At 65.7% G+C, this 15,596-nt stretch carries 13 protein-coding genes; 1 reads left to right on the forward strand and 12 read right to left on the reverse strand.

The genetic code is table 11. The features are described from left to right. Positions 1-3 precede the first annotated feature (3 nt). Positions 4-510, reverse strand: a complete 507-nt coding sequence (locus B0B01_RS13405; RefSeq protein WP_234967710.1) for a DUF6497 family protein — start codon at positions 508-510, stop codon at positions 4-6. Continuing rightward, entirely contained in the window at positions 435-1,967 is a 1,533-nt protein-coding gene (locus tag B0B01_RS05685) for an acyl-CoA carboxylase subunit beta (protein WP_076650075.1), read from the reverse strand. Before B0B01_RS05685 ends, B0B01_RS13405 begins: the two co-directional genes overlap by 76 nt. Positions 1,968-2,146: 179 nt before the next feature. Here B0B01_RS05685 and B0B01_RS05690 point away from each other — a divergent pair, with 179 nt between their 5' ends. Beyond that, positions 2,147-3,541: a helix-turn-helix domain-containing protein gene (locus tag B0B01_RS05690; RefSeq protein WP_076648535.1), complete on the forward strand. Its 1,395-nt coding sequence runs from the start codon at positions 2,147-2,149 to the stop codon at positions 3,539-3,541. Positions 3,542-3,556: 15 nt separating this feature from the next. Here B0B01_RS05690 and betA read toward each other — a convergent pair whose 3' ends face one another. The 10 genes from betA to B0B01_RS05740 form a co-directional block, all read right to left on the reverse strand. Next, the gene (betA, locus tag B0B01_RS05695) at positions 3,557-5,230 is read right to left on the reverse strand and encodes a choline dehydrogenase (RefSeq protein ID WP_076648537.1); all 1,674 of its coding nucleotides are present in this window, start codon (positions 5,228-5,230) and stop codon (positions 3,557-3,559) included. Positions 5,231-5,306: 76 nt separating this feature from the next. Continuing rightward, complete coding sequence (gene betC / locus B0B01_RS05700; protein ID WP_076648539.1) at positions 5,307-6,815, reverse strand: choline-sulfatase; 1,509 nt, start codon at positions 6,813-6,815, stop codon at positions 5,307-5,309. Continuing rightward, the gene (gene betI, locus B0B01_RS05705) at positions 6,812-7,381 is read right to left on the reverse strand and encodes a choline-binding transcriptional repressor BetI (RefSeq protein WP_076648541.1); all 570 of its coding nucleotides are present in this window, start codon (positions 7,379-7,381) and stop codon (positions 6,812-6,814) included. Before betI ends, betC begins: the two co-directional genes overlap by 4 nt. A gap of 160 nt (positions 7,382-7,541) precedes the next feature. Continuing rightward, positions 7,542-8,282 carry a YebC/PmpR family DNA-binding transcriptional regulator gene (locus B0B01_RS05710; RefSeq protein WP_076648543.1) on the reverse strand — a complete coding sequence of 247 codons (741 nt, stop codon included), beginning with the start codon at positions 8,280-8,282 and terminating at the stop codon, positions 7,542-7,544. Between the two features lie 82 nt (positions 8,283-8,364). Then, positions 8,365-10,143, reverse strand: coding sequence for an SLC13 family permease (locus tag B0B01_RS05715; protein WP_076648545.1), 1,779 nt, complete (start codon positions 10,141-10,143; stop codon positions 8,365-8,367). A gap of 144 nt (positions 10,144-10,287) precedes the next feature. Next, positions 10,288-11,100, reverse strand: coding sequence for a TIGR00282 family metallophosphoesterase (locus B0B01_RS05720; RefSeq protein ID WP_076648547.1), 813 nt, complete (start codon positions 11,098-11,100; stop codon positions 10,288-10,290). A 65-nt stretch (positions 11,101-11,165) separates the two neighbouring features. Next, a complete protein-coding gene (locus tag B0B01_RS05725; RefSeq protein WP_234967711.1) occupies positions 11,166-11,765 on the reverse strand; it encodes an ABC-type transport auxiliary lipoprotein family protein in 600 nt (199 codons plus the stop codon). A gap of 13 nt (positions 11,766-11,778) precedes the next feature. Beyond that, positions 11,779-13,473 (reverse strand): MlaD family protein, encoded by a 1,695-nt coding sequence (locus B0B01_RS05730; RefSeq protein WP_076648551.1) that lies wholly within the window; start codon positions 13,471-13,473, stop codon positions 11,779-11,781. Beyond that, a complete protein-coding gene (locus B0B01_RS05735; protein WP_407675279.1) occupies positions 13,473-14,258 on the reverse strand; it encodes an ABC transporter ATP-binding protein in 786 nt (261 codons plus the stop codon). Before B0B01_RS05735 ends, B0B01_RS05730 begins: the two co-directional genes overlap by 1 nt. Beyond that, positions 14,258-15,394: an ABC transporter permease gene (locus B0B01_RS05740; RefSeq protein WP_083946241.1), complete on the reverse strand. Its 1,137-nt coding sequence runs from the start codon at positions 15,392-15,394 to the stop codon at positions 14,258-14,260. Before B0B01_RS05740 ends, B0B01_RS05735 begins: the two co-directional genes overlap by 1 nt. Between the last annotated feature and the right edge of the window lie 202 nt (positions 15,395-15,596).

Raw genomic sequence — 15,596 nt, forward strand, 5'->3', positions numbered from 1 at the left:
TCTTCAGAGTCCTTCCCAGATGCAATCAGACGATTGGGGAAGAAAGCTTTCAAAAAGCTGCGCAATTCCGGAAGCGGGCTCACCGAAAGGGGTTTCGATTTCGGAAAAGGAAATCACGATGCGCGCGGGGTCGAGCCCGTAGGCGGCCATATAGGGCAGCGCCACCTCCTTGCAGAGAAACGCCGTGTCGGCGGCAGAGTCCTCCGCATCCGCCGCCCCCATTTCAGGGGCAATGAAACGAAACCGCAGCCAGAGTTCGCCGGGCGCATCATCCGTCAGCACCTCGTGCAGCTCGACCGGCTGGCCGGACGGCACGGCATAGGGCCCGGAAGCCATCGCCGCCGGTGCCGCCAGCAGAACCGCCAGGACCGCCGCCGTCGAGACAGCGGAAGCCGCAACCGACACCAGCGCGGACGCCGAAGCCGGGACAGCCGTCAGAGCGGAATATTGTCGTGCTTTTTCCACGGATTGCTCAGCTTCTTGTTGCGCAGCGAGGCAAAGGCGCGGCAAACGCGCTTGCGGGTCGAGCGGGGCTGGATCACCTCGTCGATAAAGCCGCGCTCGGCCGTCACGAAGGGGTTGGCGAAGCGTTCTTCATAGCTCGCGGTATGCTGCGCGATCTTTTCCGGGTCGCCAAGGTCGGCACGGTGGATGATTTCGGTCGCGCCCTTGGCGCCCATCACCGCGATTTCCGCCGTGGGCCAGGCATAGTTGAAATCGCCGCGCAGGTGCTTGGAAGCCATCACCACATAGGCACCGCCATAGGCCTTGCGGGTGATGACCGTGACCTTCGGCACCGTCGCCTCGCCATAGGCATAAAGCAGCTTGGCCCCGTGCTTGATGACGCCGCCATGTTCCTGACCGGTGCCCGGCAGGAAACCCGGCACGTCGACGAAAGTGAGGATCGGAATTTCGAACGCATCGCAAAAACGCACGAAACGCCCGGCCTTTCGCGCCGAATCGATGTCAAGGCAGCCGGCAAGCACCATCGGCTGGTTGGCGACGACCCCGATGGTGCGCCCTTCGAGCCGGATGAAACCGGTAATGATATTCTTGGCGAATTCGGCCTGGATTTCGTAGAAGCTGCCCTCGTCGGCGACCTTCTCGATCAGTTCCTTCATGTCGTAGGGCGTGTTCGCATTGCTCGGAATGAGCGTGTCGAGGCTCGGCTCGATCCGGCCGGGATCGTCGAAGAACGGACGGATCGGCGCCTTGTCGCGGTTGTTGAGCGGCAGCAGGTCGATCAGCCGGCGCACCTCGGCCAGCGCCTCGACGTCGTTCTCGAACGCCGCGTCGGCCACGCTCGACTTGCGGGTATGGGTCGAGGCCCCGCCGAGTTCCTCGGCGCTCACCACCTCGTTCGTCACCGTCTTGACCACGTCGGGGCCGGTCACGAACATGTAGGACGTGTCCTTCACCATGAAGATGAAATCGGTCATGGCCGGGGAATAGACTGCCCCGCCGGCACAGGGCCCCATGATGACGCTGATCTGCGGCACGACGCCGCTGGCCATGATGTTGCGCTGGAACACCTCGGCATAGCCGGCAAGGCTGGCCACGCCCTCCTGGATCCGCGCGCCGCCCGAATCGTTCAGCCCGATCACCGGGGCGCCGTTCTGCACCGCCATATCCATGATCTTGCAGATTTTCTGCGCATGGGTTTCCGAAAGAGAGCCGCCGAAGACGGTGAAATCCTGGCTGAACACATAGACCATGCGCCCGTTGATCGTGCCCCAGCCGGTAATCACCCCGTCCCCGTAGGGGCGCTGTTCGTCCATGCCGAAATCGGTGCAGCGATGGGCGACGAACATGTCGAATTCCTCGAAACTGTCGTCGTCGAGAAGCAGCTCGATCCGCTCCCGCGCGGTGAGCTTGCCGCGCCCGTGCTGGGCGTCGATGCGGCGCTGGCCGCCGCCGAGCCGCGCCTCGTGGCGGCGATCTTCGAGCTCCTGCAGAATGTCTTTCATGGCATAGGCCCCCTGTTCGGTTTGCGCGCACATTATGCGGAGGCCGCACGGAACCAAAGGGGAAATGGGCAAATTTGCAAATTCATGCAAATCAGGATATTGCAAATCGCAAATATGCAAATTACACAACCGCGGGCGCTGCCGCCCAAGCCCGGACCGCAGCCACCGCGGGAATGCCAATGGCCGTTCAGAAACTCTATGCCGGTGCGCGGCTGCGCGAGATGCGTGGCCAGTTCCAGCTGACACAAAAGGATTTCGCCGCCAAGCTCGGCGTCTCCCTGCCCTATCTCAACCAGATGGAAAACAATCACCGCCCGGTCAGCACCACGGTGGTTCTGGCGCTGGCGCGCGAATTCGGCATCGACGTGACCGAACTGTCCACCGGCGACAGCGAACGCATGGTCAGCGATCTGCGCGAGGCGCTGGCGGATCCGGTGTTTGCCGATGCGATGCCCCCGCTCGCGGACCTGCGGCTTGCGGCATCGAACGCGCCGGCGCTCGCGCGGGCCTTCATCGAACTGCACCGCGCCTACCGCCAGACCCACGAGCGCCTTGCCTCGCTCGATGAGGCGCTGGGGCGCGAGGATACCCGCCTGCAGCCGAGCCCCTGGGAAGAGGTGCGGGATTTCTTCCATTACTGCGACAACTATATCGACGCGGTCGACCGCGCCGCCGAAAGCTTTGCCCAGCGCGCCGGGCCCGACATCCGCGCCGGAACGCTGCGCCATCTCGCCACCAGCGGGGTGAGCGTCGTCTTTGCCGAGACCGGCCGGCTGCGAAGCTATGACGCGGAAAGCCGGGAATTGCGCCTTTCGGCCCGCACCGCGCCCTCGACCCAGCTGTTCCAGATGCTGCTGCAAAGCGCGCTGCTGGATCAGGACAAGCTGCTCGAGGCAACGCTCGACCTTGCCCGGTTCCAGAGCGATGCGGCGCGCTCCATCGCCAAGCTGGGGCTTGCCAACTATTTCGCCGGCGCGGCGCTCATGCCCTATGGGGCCTTTCTCGAGGCCGCCGAAAGCTGCCGTCACGACCTCGAGATCCTCGCCACCCGTTTCGGCGCCTCGATCGAACAGGTGGCGCACCGGCTTTCGACGTTGCAGCGCCCCGGCGCCAAGGGGATCCCGTTCTTTTTCGTACGCGTCGATCAGGCCGGCACGATCACCAAGCGCCACAGCGCCACGCGGCTGCAATTTGCGCGCTTCGGCGGCGCATGCCCGCTCTGGAACGTGCATCGCGCCTTTGAAACGCCGGGGCGTTTCCTGCGCCAACTGGCCGAGACGCCGGACGGGGTGCGCTATATCATCCTTGCGCGCAACGTGTCCAAACCGGGCGGCACATGGGGCGCGCCGGTGCGGCGCTATGCGATCTCGCTTGGCTGCGAACTGCGCCATGCCTCGTCGCTGGTCTATGCCGATGACCTTGACCTCGGCAATACCGCGGCTTTCGAGCCGATCGGCATTTCCTGCCGCATCTGCGAGCGGACCAATTGCCATCAGCGCTCGGTGCCGCCGCTGGAGCGGCGCCTGTCCATCGACGCCAATGAACGCGGCGTGCTGCCCTACCGGATCGAATGAGGCACCGGTCAACGCCTAGCGCTGCGAGATTTCCCAGTCCGGGTTGATCCAGGGCTCGTCATTGGCACGCGGCAGCGGCGCGCGCTCCAGCAGATGATCCGACATCTTTTCGCCCACCATGATCGAGGGTGCGTTCAGGTTGCCGTTGGTGATGCGCGGAAAGATCGAACTGTCGGCGACGCGCAGGCCCTGCACGCCGATCACGCGGCCCTCGGGATCGACCACCGCATCCGGATCGTCGGCGCGACCCATGCGACAGGTGCCGCAGGGGTGATAGGCGCTTTCCACGTTGTCGATGAGGAAGGCATCGAGATCCTCGTCGCTCTGCAGCGCGCTGCCCGGCTGGATCTCGTGCCTGATGTAAGGCGCGAACGCCGGCTGGGCGAAGATTTCGCGGGTCAGGCGGATGCAACTGCGGAAATCTTCCCAGTCGTCGGGATGCGACATGTAGTTGAACCGGATCACCGGCGAGTCCGCCGGATCATTGCTGCGCAGGGTGACGCTGCCGCGGCTTTTCGACCGCATCGGCCCCACATGCACCTGGAACCCGTGCCCCTCGGCCGCGGCCTGCCCGTCGTAGCGCACCGCGATCGGCAGGAAATGATACTGGATGTCCGGGTATTGCACCCCGGCGCGGCTGCGGATGAAGGCGGCGCTTTCAAACTGGTTCGACGCGCCGAGCCCCGACCTGGTCAACAGCCACTGCAACCCGATCCGCCCCTTGCCGAACAGGTTCCAGTGCTTGAACAGGGTGATCGGCTGGCTTGCGGCCATCTGGATATAGATCTCCAGGTGGTCGTGCAGATTGGCGCCGACGCCGGGACGGTCGGCCAGCACCTCGATCCCGTGTTCGCGCAGCTGCATCTGCGGGCCGATTCCCGACAGCATCAGCAGCTTGGGCGAATTGATGGTGGATGCGGCAATCACCACTTCGCGGTTCGCGCGGATCACGCGGCGCGTGCCGCCCAGGTCGATCTCGACCCCGACCGCGCGCCGGTCCTCGAACATCACGCGGGTCGCGAGCCCCCGCACAAGGGTGCAGTTGCCGCGCTTCAGCGCCGGGCGCAGATAGGCATTCGCCGCCGACCAGCGCCGCCCGTTCCAGACCGTCTGCTCCATCGGGCCGAAGCCCTCCTGCTGGCGCCCGTTATAGTCGCCGGTGACCGGATAGCCGGCCTGCTTCCCCGCCTCGACGAAAGCCGCGAAAAGCGGGTTGCTGCGCGGCCCGCGCGTCACATGCAGCGGTCCGTCGCTGCCGCGCCATTCGGGATCGCCGCCATGGCCGCCGCTGTGCCAGCTTTCCATGCGCCGGAAATAGGGCAGCACATCGGCAAAGGCCCAGCCGCTCGCGCCCGTTTCCTCCCAGTGGTCGTAATCGAGCGCATGGCCGCGCACATAGACCATGCCGTTGATCGAGGACGATCCGCCGATCACCTTGCCGCGCGGGCAGACCAGCCGGCGCCCGTTCAGATGCGGTTCGGGCTCGGAGACGAAGCCCCAGTCGTAGCGCGGCATGTTCATCGGATAGCTGAGCGCCGCCGGCATCTGGATCAGGGGCCCGGCGTCGGAGCCGCCGTATTCGATCACGATGACCGAAGCGCCGGCCTCGGACAGGCGGTAGGCCATGGCGCTGCCGGCGCTGCCGGAGCCGATGATGACGAAATCGGCGCTCTCGGTGCCCTTGCTCATGTGTCGTTCCCCTTTCACGTTCGGGGCCGGAAACTTCATGCCTCCGGCGGGGATATTTCCGGCCAGAAGAAGGCCCTTACTCGCCCCGCGGGAAGCGTTGCGCCTCTTCCAGCGTGTTCAGGTTCATGTGGTTGCGCATGTAGCGTTCGGATGCCCGCTGCAGCGGCTGGTAATCCCAGGGGTAATGCCCGCCCTGCCGCAGGGCCTCGTAGACCACGCGGCGGCGCGCCTGGCTGGCCCGCACGTCGGCGTCGAAACGCGCGAGATCCCAGCGCCGGTCGCTTTCGGCGCGCAGCGCCGCAAGGGTTTCGGCATGGGCCGGGTCGGTCGCCAGGTTGACGGCCTCGTCCGAATCTGTGTCGAGGTCGAAAAGCTGTTCGGGGTCGGCGGCGCAGCGGATGTATTTCCAGCGTCCGCGCCGCAGGCATACCATGGGGGCGACCGAGCCTTCGGCTGCGTATTCCATCGCGACCGGGGCCTCGCGCGCGGCGCCCCGGGCCAGCGGGCCCAGATCGCAGCCATCGGTCCAGGGCGCGATGTCGTCGAGGGGGACGCCGGCGAGCGCGGCAAGGGTCGGCGTCACGTCAAGGGTCGACACCGGGGCGTCGATGCGCCCCGAAGGCAGGCCGGGAGCGGCGATCATCAGAGGAACCCGCGCCGCGCCTTCGCGGAAAGACATCTTGAACCAGAGGCCGCGCTCGCCGAGCATGTCGCCATGGTCGGAGGTGAAGATCACGACCGCCTCCTGCCGGGTATCGTCGAGCACCTGCAGGATCTGGCCGATCTTGTCGTCGACATAGGAGATATTGGCGAAATAGCCGCGCCGGGCGCTCGCAATGTCGGCATCGCCGATGTCAAATTCGCGCCAGTCGCAGGCATCGAGCAGGCGCTGCGAGTGCGGATCCTGTTCGTCATAGGGAAGCGCCGCGGTGCGGGGCGCAAGATGGCCGCAGTCGGCATAGAGATCCCAGAACCGGCGCCGCGCCACGTAGGGATCATGCGGATGGGTAAAGCTGACCGTCAGGCACCAGGGCCGCGCATCATGGCCGCGCGCGAGATCATAGAGGCGCGACATGGCATGGAAGGCCACCTCGTCGTCATATTCCATCTGGTTGGTGATTTCCGCCACGCCCGCGCCGGTGACCGAGCCGAGGTTGTGATACCACCAGTCGATCCGCTCATGCGGGCGGCGGTAATCCGGGGTCCAGCCGAAATCGGCCGGGTAGATGTCGGTGGTCAGGCGTTCCTCGAAACCGTGCAGCTGATCGGGGCCGACGAAATGCATCTTGCCCGACAGACAGGTGTGCCAGCCGGCCCGGCGCAGGTGATGCGCATAGGTCGGGATCTCGCTGCGGAACTCGGCTGCGTTGTCATAGACGCCGTTGCGCGACGGCAGTTGCCCGGACATGAAAGCCGCCCGCCCCGGGGCACAGAGCGGGCTTGGCGTATAGGCATTGGCAAAGCGCGTGCTGCGGGCGGCAAGCCGGCGCAGGTTCGGCGCATGGAGCCAGTCGGCGGGCCCGTCGGGAAACAGCGTGCCGTTCAGCTGATCCGCCATCAGGATGAGGATATTCGGCGCGCTCATGGTGTCCTCCGCAGCATGGCGAGCACGCCGAGCGCATGGTCGACCGCGGCTTCGGGCGTGTCGGGATGGTTGAGCGCCGCGCGGATATAAAGCCCGTCGATCAGCGCCGAAAGCGTCATCGCGGCGGCGCGCGGATCGGCGCAATCGGGGCGCAGCGCGTGGACCAGGTTGCTGCGCAGGCGGCGGTGATAGACACGCCAGAGCCGCAGCGCCTCGGGATTCCTTTGCGCAAGCACATAGAAGGTCATCCAGGCGCTGATGGTTTCGGGGCGGAAGCTGACCGGGGCAAAGGACGCGCGGATGATCGCCTCGGCCCGCTCCCCCGCATCCGCATGCGCGAGTTCCTCGCGCACCACGGCGCCGAAATCCGACAGGATCCGGCGCATGGCGGCCAGGAATATCTGCTCCTTTCCGCCGAAGTAATGATGGGCGAGCGCGCTGGACATGCCGGCGCGGCGGGCAATCTGCGACACGGTCACGTCAAGCGTGCCGGCTGCGCCGATCTCGGCGATGGTGGCCTGAACCAGCGCCTCGCGGCGCCGCGGCTCGGCTCCGGTTCTCGGCATGATGCCCTCCCCCAAGGTTCACACCCTGAAGGTTAGAAAAAGTTTATTGACTGGTCAATCAACTTTTCTGGCGGCGGCAGAACGGAAAACCCCCGACCGGGGCGCGCGGCCCGGATCGGGGGTTCAGGGTGTGGGGCGGGAAATCCCGCCGGATGGCCGCTCAGAGCTGTGCCATCACCTCGTCGGGGGCTTCGAAATTGGTGGTGACGCGCTGCACGTCGTCGTCATCCTCGAGCGCCTCGATCAGCTTCATGAGCTTCTGCATGCTCTCGAGGTCCATCTCCGTCGTGGTCACGGGCTTCCAGACGAGGCGGGTCGCCGTGCTTTCGCCCAACTGCCCCTCCAGGGCCGAGGAGACGTCGTTGAGGTCGCTGTCCGCGCACCAGATGAAATGGCCGTCCTCGCTGCTTTCGACATCTTCGGCCCCTGCCTCGATCGCCGCCATCATGATGGTATCGGCATCGCCGGCCTCGGCCGGATAGACGACCTCGCCCTTGCGCTCGAACATGAAGCCGACGCTGCCGGTCTCGCCCAGGTTGCCGCCGTTCTTGGTGAAGGTCGAACGCACGTTGCTCGCGGTGCGGTTGCGGTTGTCGGTCATCGCCTCGACGATCACGGCAACTCCGTTCGGGCCGTAGCCCTCATAGCGGATTTCCTCGTAATCGTCGCCCTCGCCCGCCTGCGATTTCTTGATCGCGCGTTCGATCACGTCCTTGGGGACGGAATTCGCCCGTGCCTCTTTCACCGCAAGGCGCAGGCGCGGGTTCTTGTCGGGATCCGGGTCGCCCATCTTGGCCGCGACGGTGATTTCCTTGCCGAGCTTGGAAAAAAGCTTGGCGCGCACCGCGTCCTGACGCCCCTTGCGATGCTGGATGTTTGCCCATTTGGAATGGCCGGCCATACGTCGATCCTTGTGCTGTCTGGCTGCTCGCGGCTCATATAGTCCCCTGCGGGCCGGCGGATCAAGAGAGCCCGCGCAACGCTCACAATGGCCAGATCAGCGGAATGATGGCCGAGGCCAGCAGCCAGATACAGATATTGAGCGGGATGCCGATGCGCAGGAAATCGGAAAAGCGGTAGCCGCCGGGACCATAGACCATCATGTTGGTCTGATAGCCGATCGGCGTCGCGAAGGAGGTCGAGGCCGCGCTCATCACCGCCACCACCAGCGGGCGCGGATCGAACCCCATGGCATTCGCCAGCCCGATCACCACCGGCGTCATGATCACCGCCACCGCGTTGTTGCTGACCAGTTCGGTCAGGATCGAGGTCAGCAGATAGACCGCCGCGACCACAAAGAAGGGTGGCAGGCTTTTCAGGACGGGCGCCACCGAATCGACGATCATCTGCATCGCACCGGAACTTTCGAGCCCCGCCCCCACCGCGAGCATGGCAAAGATCAGCACCAGAAGCGGCCCGTCCACGAAGGAGAACGCCTCGTCCGCGTCGATGCAGCCGGTGACCAGAACGAGCGCCACCGCCAGCACCGACAAAAGCAGGATCGGCGCCACGTTGAGCGCGGCGAGCGTCACAACCCCGATGATGGCCGCCAGCGCGATCGGCGCATGTCCCCGCCGGTAGGCGCGTTCCGAGGGGCGCGAGACCTCGACCATGTCCATGTCGCTTGCGAGGCGTTCGATATCCGCCGGCGCGCCTTCGAGCAGGAGCGTGTCACCGACCCGCACCACGATATTGTCCATCTGCGTGCCGATGTTCTGATTGCGCCGATGCGCCGCCAGCAGATAGACCCCGTAGCGCCGCCGCAGCCGGAGCGAGCCGAGCGTGCGCCCCACCATCTTGCAGCCCGGCGTGATCAGCACCTCGACGGTCGATGTGGGCACCGCCGACACCTGGTCGATGCGGCGCAGCTCCTTGTTGCGCTGGAGCGAAAGCAGTTCCGCCATCTGCGTGCGCAGCACCACCCGGTCCCCGACCTGGAGCCGCACCGCTTCCAGGTCGCGCCGCAACGACTGGTCGCCCCGGATCACGTCGATCAGACGCACGCCTTCACGCTTGAACAGCTGCACCCCGGTCACTTCGCGCCCGATCAGGTTGGAATCGGGGGGGATGAACGCCTCGGTAAAGAATTTCATCTTCGAGCGGCTCGACAGCAGCGCCGCCATGCTCGGCCGGTCGGGCAGCAGACGCGGTCCCGCAAAGACGAGATAGATCATCCCGAACGCAAGCAGCGCAAGGCCAAGCGGCATGATCTCGAAGATCGTGAAAGGTTCAAGCCCCTGCGCCCGGGCCACCCCGTCCACCAGCAGGTTGGTCGAGGTGCCGATCAGCGTCAGCATGCCCCCGAGAATCGCGCTGTAGCTCAGGGGAATGAGCAGTTTGCTGGGGGCGATGCCAAGCGATCGCGCAACCTGCACGAAGACCGGCATCATCACCAGCACCACCGGCGTGTTGGCGACGAAGGCGGAAATTATCGCGACAAATCCCATCAGCATGACGATGGCGAGCCTTGGGCGCACCAGTGCCTGATGCTCGGCCAGTGTGGTGAAGGCATGGAGCGCCCCGGTGCGCACCAGCGCGCCCATGATCACGAACATCGCCGCGATGGTCCAGGGCGCGGGGTTTGCCAGCACTCCGACCGCGACCTCATAGGGGAGGATGCCGCTGATCAGCATGGCCGAGGCGCTGACCAGCGCGACCACCTCGGCCGGGAGCGATTCGCGCAGGAACAGCAGGAACATGGCCCCGACGATGACCAAAGCGAGAACCGCGCCGAAACTGTCGGAAAGCTGGAAAAGGGTCATGATGCTCGCATTCCGCCCGTGCCCGCGGCCCGGTGTTCCGGCCAGAACGCAGTTAGACCGATCGGGAGACCTTGCGCAAGCGGCTGAAACAGGTGCGCGCGGACGATCCGCACCGTGCGCCGATCGGCCTCCTGCACCGGCGGTTCAGGGGCCCGAAGGCTCGAGCCGGCCGCCGATGCGCACCATGCGCAGCGCGCGCGCCATGCCGGTCGCATCATCGGTTTCGACCAGGATGCCGGAAAGCGTCGCCTCGCCCAATGCGGGGGAAAACCGCCCCTTCGGCATGCCGGTGATGAAGCGGCGCATGGGCTCTGCCTTGTCCATGCCGATCACGGAATTGTAGTCGCCGCACATGCCCGCATCGCTCTGATAAGCGGTGCCTGCGGGAAGGATCTGCGCATCCGCCGTCGGAACATGGGTGTGGGTGCCGACCACGAGGCTTGCGCGGCCGTCGCAGAAATGCCCCATCGCCATCTTTTCCGAGGTCGCCTCGGCATGGATATCGACAATCACGGCATCGGCCTGCCCGCCCAGCGGATAGGTCTTGAGAACCGGCTCCACCGCCGAGAACGGATCATCGAACTGGCGGTTCATGAAGACGCGGCCCAGCGCCTGCAGCACCAGCACCTTGCGCCCGGTCCGGGTCTCGAACAGGCGCGCGCCTCGGCCGGGTGCGGCCTTGGCAAAGTTCAAAGGCCGCAGCACGCGGTGCTCGGTCTCGATGAACTGCATCATGTCGCGCTGGTCGAAGGCATGGTCGCCAAGGGTGACGCAATCGGCCCCGGCCTCGAGGATCAGCTTCGCGTGGTCCCCGGTCAGGCCCATCCCGCCGGAGGCGTTCTCGCCATTCACCACCACGAAATCGAGCCGCCATTCCTTGCGCAATTGCGGGAGGCGGTCACGAATCGCGGCCCGGCCGGCACGGCCCACCACATCGCCCAGAAAAAGAAGTCTCATTCCGCCCTGTTACGGGGGATGGTTCCGCGCGGCAAGGCCGGGTTTCCCGCGGCCCCGGACCGGCATCAGGCCGAGGCAACCACCCAGTCCGCCATCTGCGGCAGGACCGCGTTCAGCACCGTCTGCAACGCGGCCGCGATCGCCGGAGCGCCGTCATCCTGCGACGGGGCGGCATGACGCCAGATGCGGCTTGCGATCACCTGCTGGTCGGCATCGCGCAGCAGCGTCAGGGTCATGTCGAGAACGACCCGCACCTGATCACCCACAAGTTCGGCCTGGAACCCGTCGATCCGCGTCAGCAGGGCCAGATCGGGAACCGGCCCGCCGTCACCGCCGCCGACATAGGCGATGCGCCCGGTCCCGGCGATCGAGCGCACCAGCAGCGACTGTATCAGTTCGGGCAGTTCATCCGACCAGCGCGATTCCCCGAGATAGGTGACCGCCTGCGGCGCCGGCTTGATCATGATCCGGTCGCCCGCGATCGCCGCAGCGGCATCGGGGCGCGCCACCACGAGCGTCCGGCCGCTGCGCCGCCCCGTGGCGGAACCGCTCGCCGGCAGGAGGTCATAGATATTACGCGCCGGCGTATTGAGCGCCGACAGCGCGCTGCAGCCGCCCAGGCTTGCGGCGGCGCCGAGAATGGCGAAACGGCGGGTCATGGTCATGGGTTGCATCCTGTCATCTCCGGTATTCGGGAACACGCTCATTCAGCAGGAACTGGGTCGGGTTGCGCTCGATCCGCCGTATCAGCCGCTCGAGCGAACGCAGAAGGCTGCGCCCCTCGCTGCCCAGGCGTGCGATCTCGGGCAGGCCGGTGCCGGCGAATTCGCGCACGCCAGGCGCCGAGGCGGCGACGGTGGACTGCACGTCGGCCACGACCGCATCGGCCCGTGCGATCAGCGCCTTCAGATCCTCGGTGACGCCCGGCAGGTCGTCGGACACGCGATTCGCGGCCGCTGCCACCCGGTCGCTCGCCGCGCGCAGATCGTTCAGCACCGGGTCGAGATCGGTGGCCATCACCCCGGTCGCGGTGTCAAAGGCGGTCTCGGCCGAGGCCAGCGCCCGGTCGCCGGCGGCAAGCGAGCGGTCGAGGTTGTCCATCGTCTGTCCGGCGCGATCAAATGTATGCCGGACCGATGCGAGCGTCTTTTGCGCGCTCTCGACCAGCGGGTCGAGCCGGCCGGTGGTGCTGGTCAGGTCGTTGGCGACACGTTCGATCGCGGCGCGGGCGGTGGTCACGCCCTCGCGGATGTCGTCGACCACCACCGGCACGTCCTCGTCGATCACGGATTCGATCGAGGCGATCGCCGCGCGCGCCTCGGCCACCAGCGCCTTGCCGTCGCCGCGAATGACCTCGTCAAGCCCGCCCGAGGCCGAGGACACCGCGGCAAAGGCGCTGTTCGCCTCGTCCAGCGTCGTTTCGAGCTCGGTCAGCCGCGCATTCATGAGCGCCGCCGTCTCGTCGAAGTTGTCGATCGTGCCGCTTGCCTTGGCGGCGATCTCCCGCACGCCGTCGTTGAGCGCGGTCACGGTTTCCGTGATCCGGGCAACGATGATCGGCACCTGGCCGGTTATCAGTTCCTCCACCTGCGCGAAGGCGGTCCTTGCACTTTCGATCGCATCGGTCGAGGCGGTGATGGTCTTTTCCGCCGCCTCGAATGCGCCGGTGGCCGATTCAAGCGTCTCGTCCGCATAGACGAGCGTGGTCTCGGCCGAGGCCGCGACCGAATCGAGCCGGTCGGTGAACAGGCTGATCTGCTTGGTGGCCTCGCTCACGACGCCGGTGATGCGGGAAAAATCGCTGAGCGCCTGGTCGAGCCCGCCCGAGGCATGTTCGATATTGCTGAGGATGTTCTCGACATGGGCCTGGTTGCGCGGCCCGGCGATCCGCTGGAACTGCCGCAAAAGCTTGGTCGCCTCGGTGATCATGTCGGGCGCGTCCTCGACCAGTTGCTGCACGGTCGAGCGGCGCGAAGGAATGAGCGGAAGCTCCCCCGGCTCTGCGGTCAGCGGCTCGGCCTCGCTCTGGCGGTTGGTGAGCGAGATATAGGAAACCCCGGTGACACCCGAGGAACTCAGTTGCGCGATTGTGTCCTCGCGCACGGGGGTGTCCGCGGCCACCTGGATTTCGACATAGACCTTGGACGGATCCTCGTCGGAGATGCGCAGATCGACCACATGGCCGACCGAGATCCCGTTATACAGCACATCGCCCGAGGAACTGAGCCCCGAGACATCCTCGAACAGGATGCCATATCTCGCGTATTGGCGGTCGAACTGAAAGCTCGCGAGCCAGATCATGAAACCGAGCGCCCCCAAGATGCCCAGAAGCGTGAAGGCTCCGATCAGGACGAAATTCGCGCGGGTCTCCATCACCGTTTTCCTTTCGTATCCAGCGCCGCCCGCGCCCTTGGCCCGTGGAAATACTCGCGCACCCAAGGGTGGTCGATTTCCATCATTTCGTCCATGGTCCCGACCGCAAGCACCCGTTTCTCCGCCAGCACCGCGATCCGGTCGCAGATGGCAAAGAGCGAATCCAGATCGTGCGTCACCATGAAGACGGTCAGCCCGAGCGTCGCCTGCAGCCGCGCGATCAGCTTGTCGAACTCGGCCGCGCCGATCGGGTCGAGCCCGGCGGTCGGCTCGTCAAGAAACACAAGCTCGGGGTCGAGCGATATGGCGCGCGCAAGCCCGGCGCGCTTGCGCATCCCCCCCGACAGATCCGACGGGAATTTGTCATGGGCATTCTCCGGCAGGCCGGCCATGCGCACCTTGATCCCGGCAAGCGTCTTGCGCAGGTCGTCGGGCAGGGACAGTTGCTCGCGCATCGGGGCCTCGACGTTCTGGCGCACGGTCAGCGACGAAAACAGCGCCCCGTCCTGAAACATCACCCCCCAGCGGCGGCGCAACTGGCGATAGGCATCGCCCGACGTGTCGCGCACGTCCTCGCCGAACACCTCGATCTCGCCGGCATCCGGTTTCAGAAGCCCGACGATCTGGCGCAGGAGCACCGACTTTCCCGTGCCCGAACCACCGACGATCCCCATGATCTCGCCCCGGCGCACGTCAAGGTCGAGCCCGTCGTGAACCGTATGCGTGCCAAAGCTCTTGACCAGCCCGCGCACCCGGATGATGGGGTCTGACGATTGCTCCGCCATCATATCCCCACCAGCGCGAAAAAGACCGAAAATATCGCGTCCACCACGATCACCATGAAGATCGCCAGGACCACCGAGGTCGATGTCATCTGGCCGAGCGATTCCGCATCGCCCCCGACCTTCATCCCCTCGTAACAGCCGATGATGCCGATGATCACGGCAAAGAACGGCGCCTTGATCAGCCCGACCAGGAAATGCGACACGTCGGTGTTGCTGACCAGCCGGGTCTGGAACACCGAAGGCGAAACACCCAGTTCGATCCAGGACATGATCGCGCCGCCGATCAGCCCCGAAAAATCCGCGATCACCCCGAGCACCGGCAGCATCAGCATCAGCGCCAGCACCCGCGGCACCACCAGCACCACCGTCGGGTCGAGCCCGAGCGTGCGCATGGCGTCGATCTCCTCGCGCATCTTCATCGAGCCGACCGCGGCGGTAAAGGCGGACCCCGAGCGCCCGGCGATGATGATCGCGGTCAGCAGGATGCCAAGCTCGCGCAGCACCGAAATCGCGATCAGGTCGACCACGAACACCTCGGCCCCGAACTGACGCAATTGCGAAGCGCCCTGAAAGGCCAGCACCACCCCGATCAGAAAGGCCATCAGCGCAACGATGGGCACCGCGTTCCAGCCGACCTGCTGCATGTGATGCACCAGCGACGTCATCCGCATCTTGCGCGGATGGATGACCAGATAGCCAAGCGTCGCGATCACCTCGCCGAAAAAGCTGACGAGTTCGAGCCCGATGCGCCCGGCATTGACCGTCTTGCGCCCGAGCCGCTCCAGCCAGTCGATGAAGCTGATCGGGCGTCCGGCTGCCCCGGCGTCCTCGGGCGGCATGTTGGCTTTGATCGTGTCGAGAAGGTCGCGTTGCGGCTGGCTTGCTCCCTCGATCGGAACATCGCCCTCCGCAGTCGCGCCAAGATGCTTGCGCAGGTCGAGCAGGAACCACGCACCCGCGGAATCCAGGTGCTCGACATCGCTTATGTCGATCCGGCGGATGTCGCCCTGTTCACGGTCGAGCAGCGCAATGGTGCCGATTCGCAGATCACCCGACAGGCGGTAGCACCCCTCCTCGAGGGTCGCCCGCAGAGCCGCGGTGCCGGCCTGATTCGCTTTCCTCCGCGCGCGGTTCATCCGATCCTCATGCAGCGCCGTCATCGGTGCGGCCCGGTTTGCCGGGCCATGCGGACGTTCATATCCGCAGTTCCCGACCGTATCCATCGGAGAAACCGGAATTTTCCCGACCGTATCCCGCCTGCCCCATCGACGCGGCCCTCTGCATGGGCGCCAAACCGCGATAACTTGACCTGAATTAAAGACAGGCGGACAATTCCAC

The organism is Pontibaca methylaminivorans, from assembly GCF_900156525.1.
GTDB classification, from domain to species: domain Bacteria; phylum Pseudomonadota; class Alphaproteobacteria; order Rhodobacterales; family Rhodobacteraceae; genus Pontibaca; species Pontibaca methylaminivorans.

Coding starts and splice junctions, on each gene's coding strand:
- B0B01_RS05715 (WP_076648545.1), bottom strand. CDS start 10,143: ATGACCCTTTTCCAGCTTTCCGACAGTTTCGGCGCGGTTCTCGCTTTG.
- B0B01_RS05740 (WP_083946241.1), bottom strand. CDS start 15,394: ATGAACCGCGCGCGGAGGAAAGCGAATCAGGCCGGCACCGCGGCTCTG.
- betC (WP_076648539.1), bottom strand. CDS start 6,815: ATGAGCGCGCCGAATATCCTCATCCTGATGGCGGATCAGCTGAACGGC.
- B0B01_RS05710 (WP_076648543.1), bottom strand. CDS start 8,282: ATGGCCGGCCATTCCAAATGGGCAAACATCCAGCATCGCAAGGGGCGT.
- B0B01_RS05720 (WP_076648547.1), bottom strand. CDS start 11,100: ATGAGACTTCTTTTTCTGGGCGATGTGGTGGGCCGTGCCGGCCGGGCC.
- B0B01_RS05735 (WP_407675279.1), bottom strand. CDS start 14,258: ATGGCGGAGCAATCGTCAGACCCCATCATCCGGGTGCGCGGGCTGGTC.
- B0B01_RS05685 (WP_076650075.1), bottom strand. CDS start 1,967: ATGAAAGACATTCTGCAGGAGCTCGAAGATCGCCGCCACGAGGCGCGG.
- betA (WP_076648537.1), bottom strand. CDS start 5,230: ATGAGCAAGGGCACCGAGAGCGCCGATTTCGTCATCATCGGCTCCGGC.
- B0B01_RS05730 (WP_076648551.1), bottom strand. CDS start 13,473: ATGGAGACCCGCGCGAATTTCGTCCTGATCGGAGCCTTCACGCTTCTG.
- B0B01_RS05690 (WP_076648535.1), top strand. CDS start 2,147: ATGGCCGTTCAGAAACTCTATGCCGGTGCGCGGCTGCGCGAGATGCGT.
- betI (WP_076648541.1), bottom strand. CDS start 7,381: ATGCCGAGAACCGGAGCCGAGCCGCGGCGCCGCGAGGCGCTGGTTCAG.
- B0B01_RS05725 (WP_234967711.1), bottom strand. CDS start 11,765: ATGACCATGACCCGCCGTTTCGCCATTCTCGGCGCCGCCGCAAGCCTG.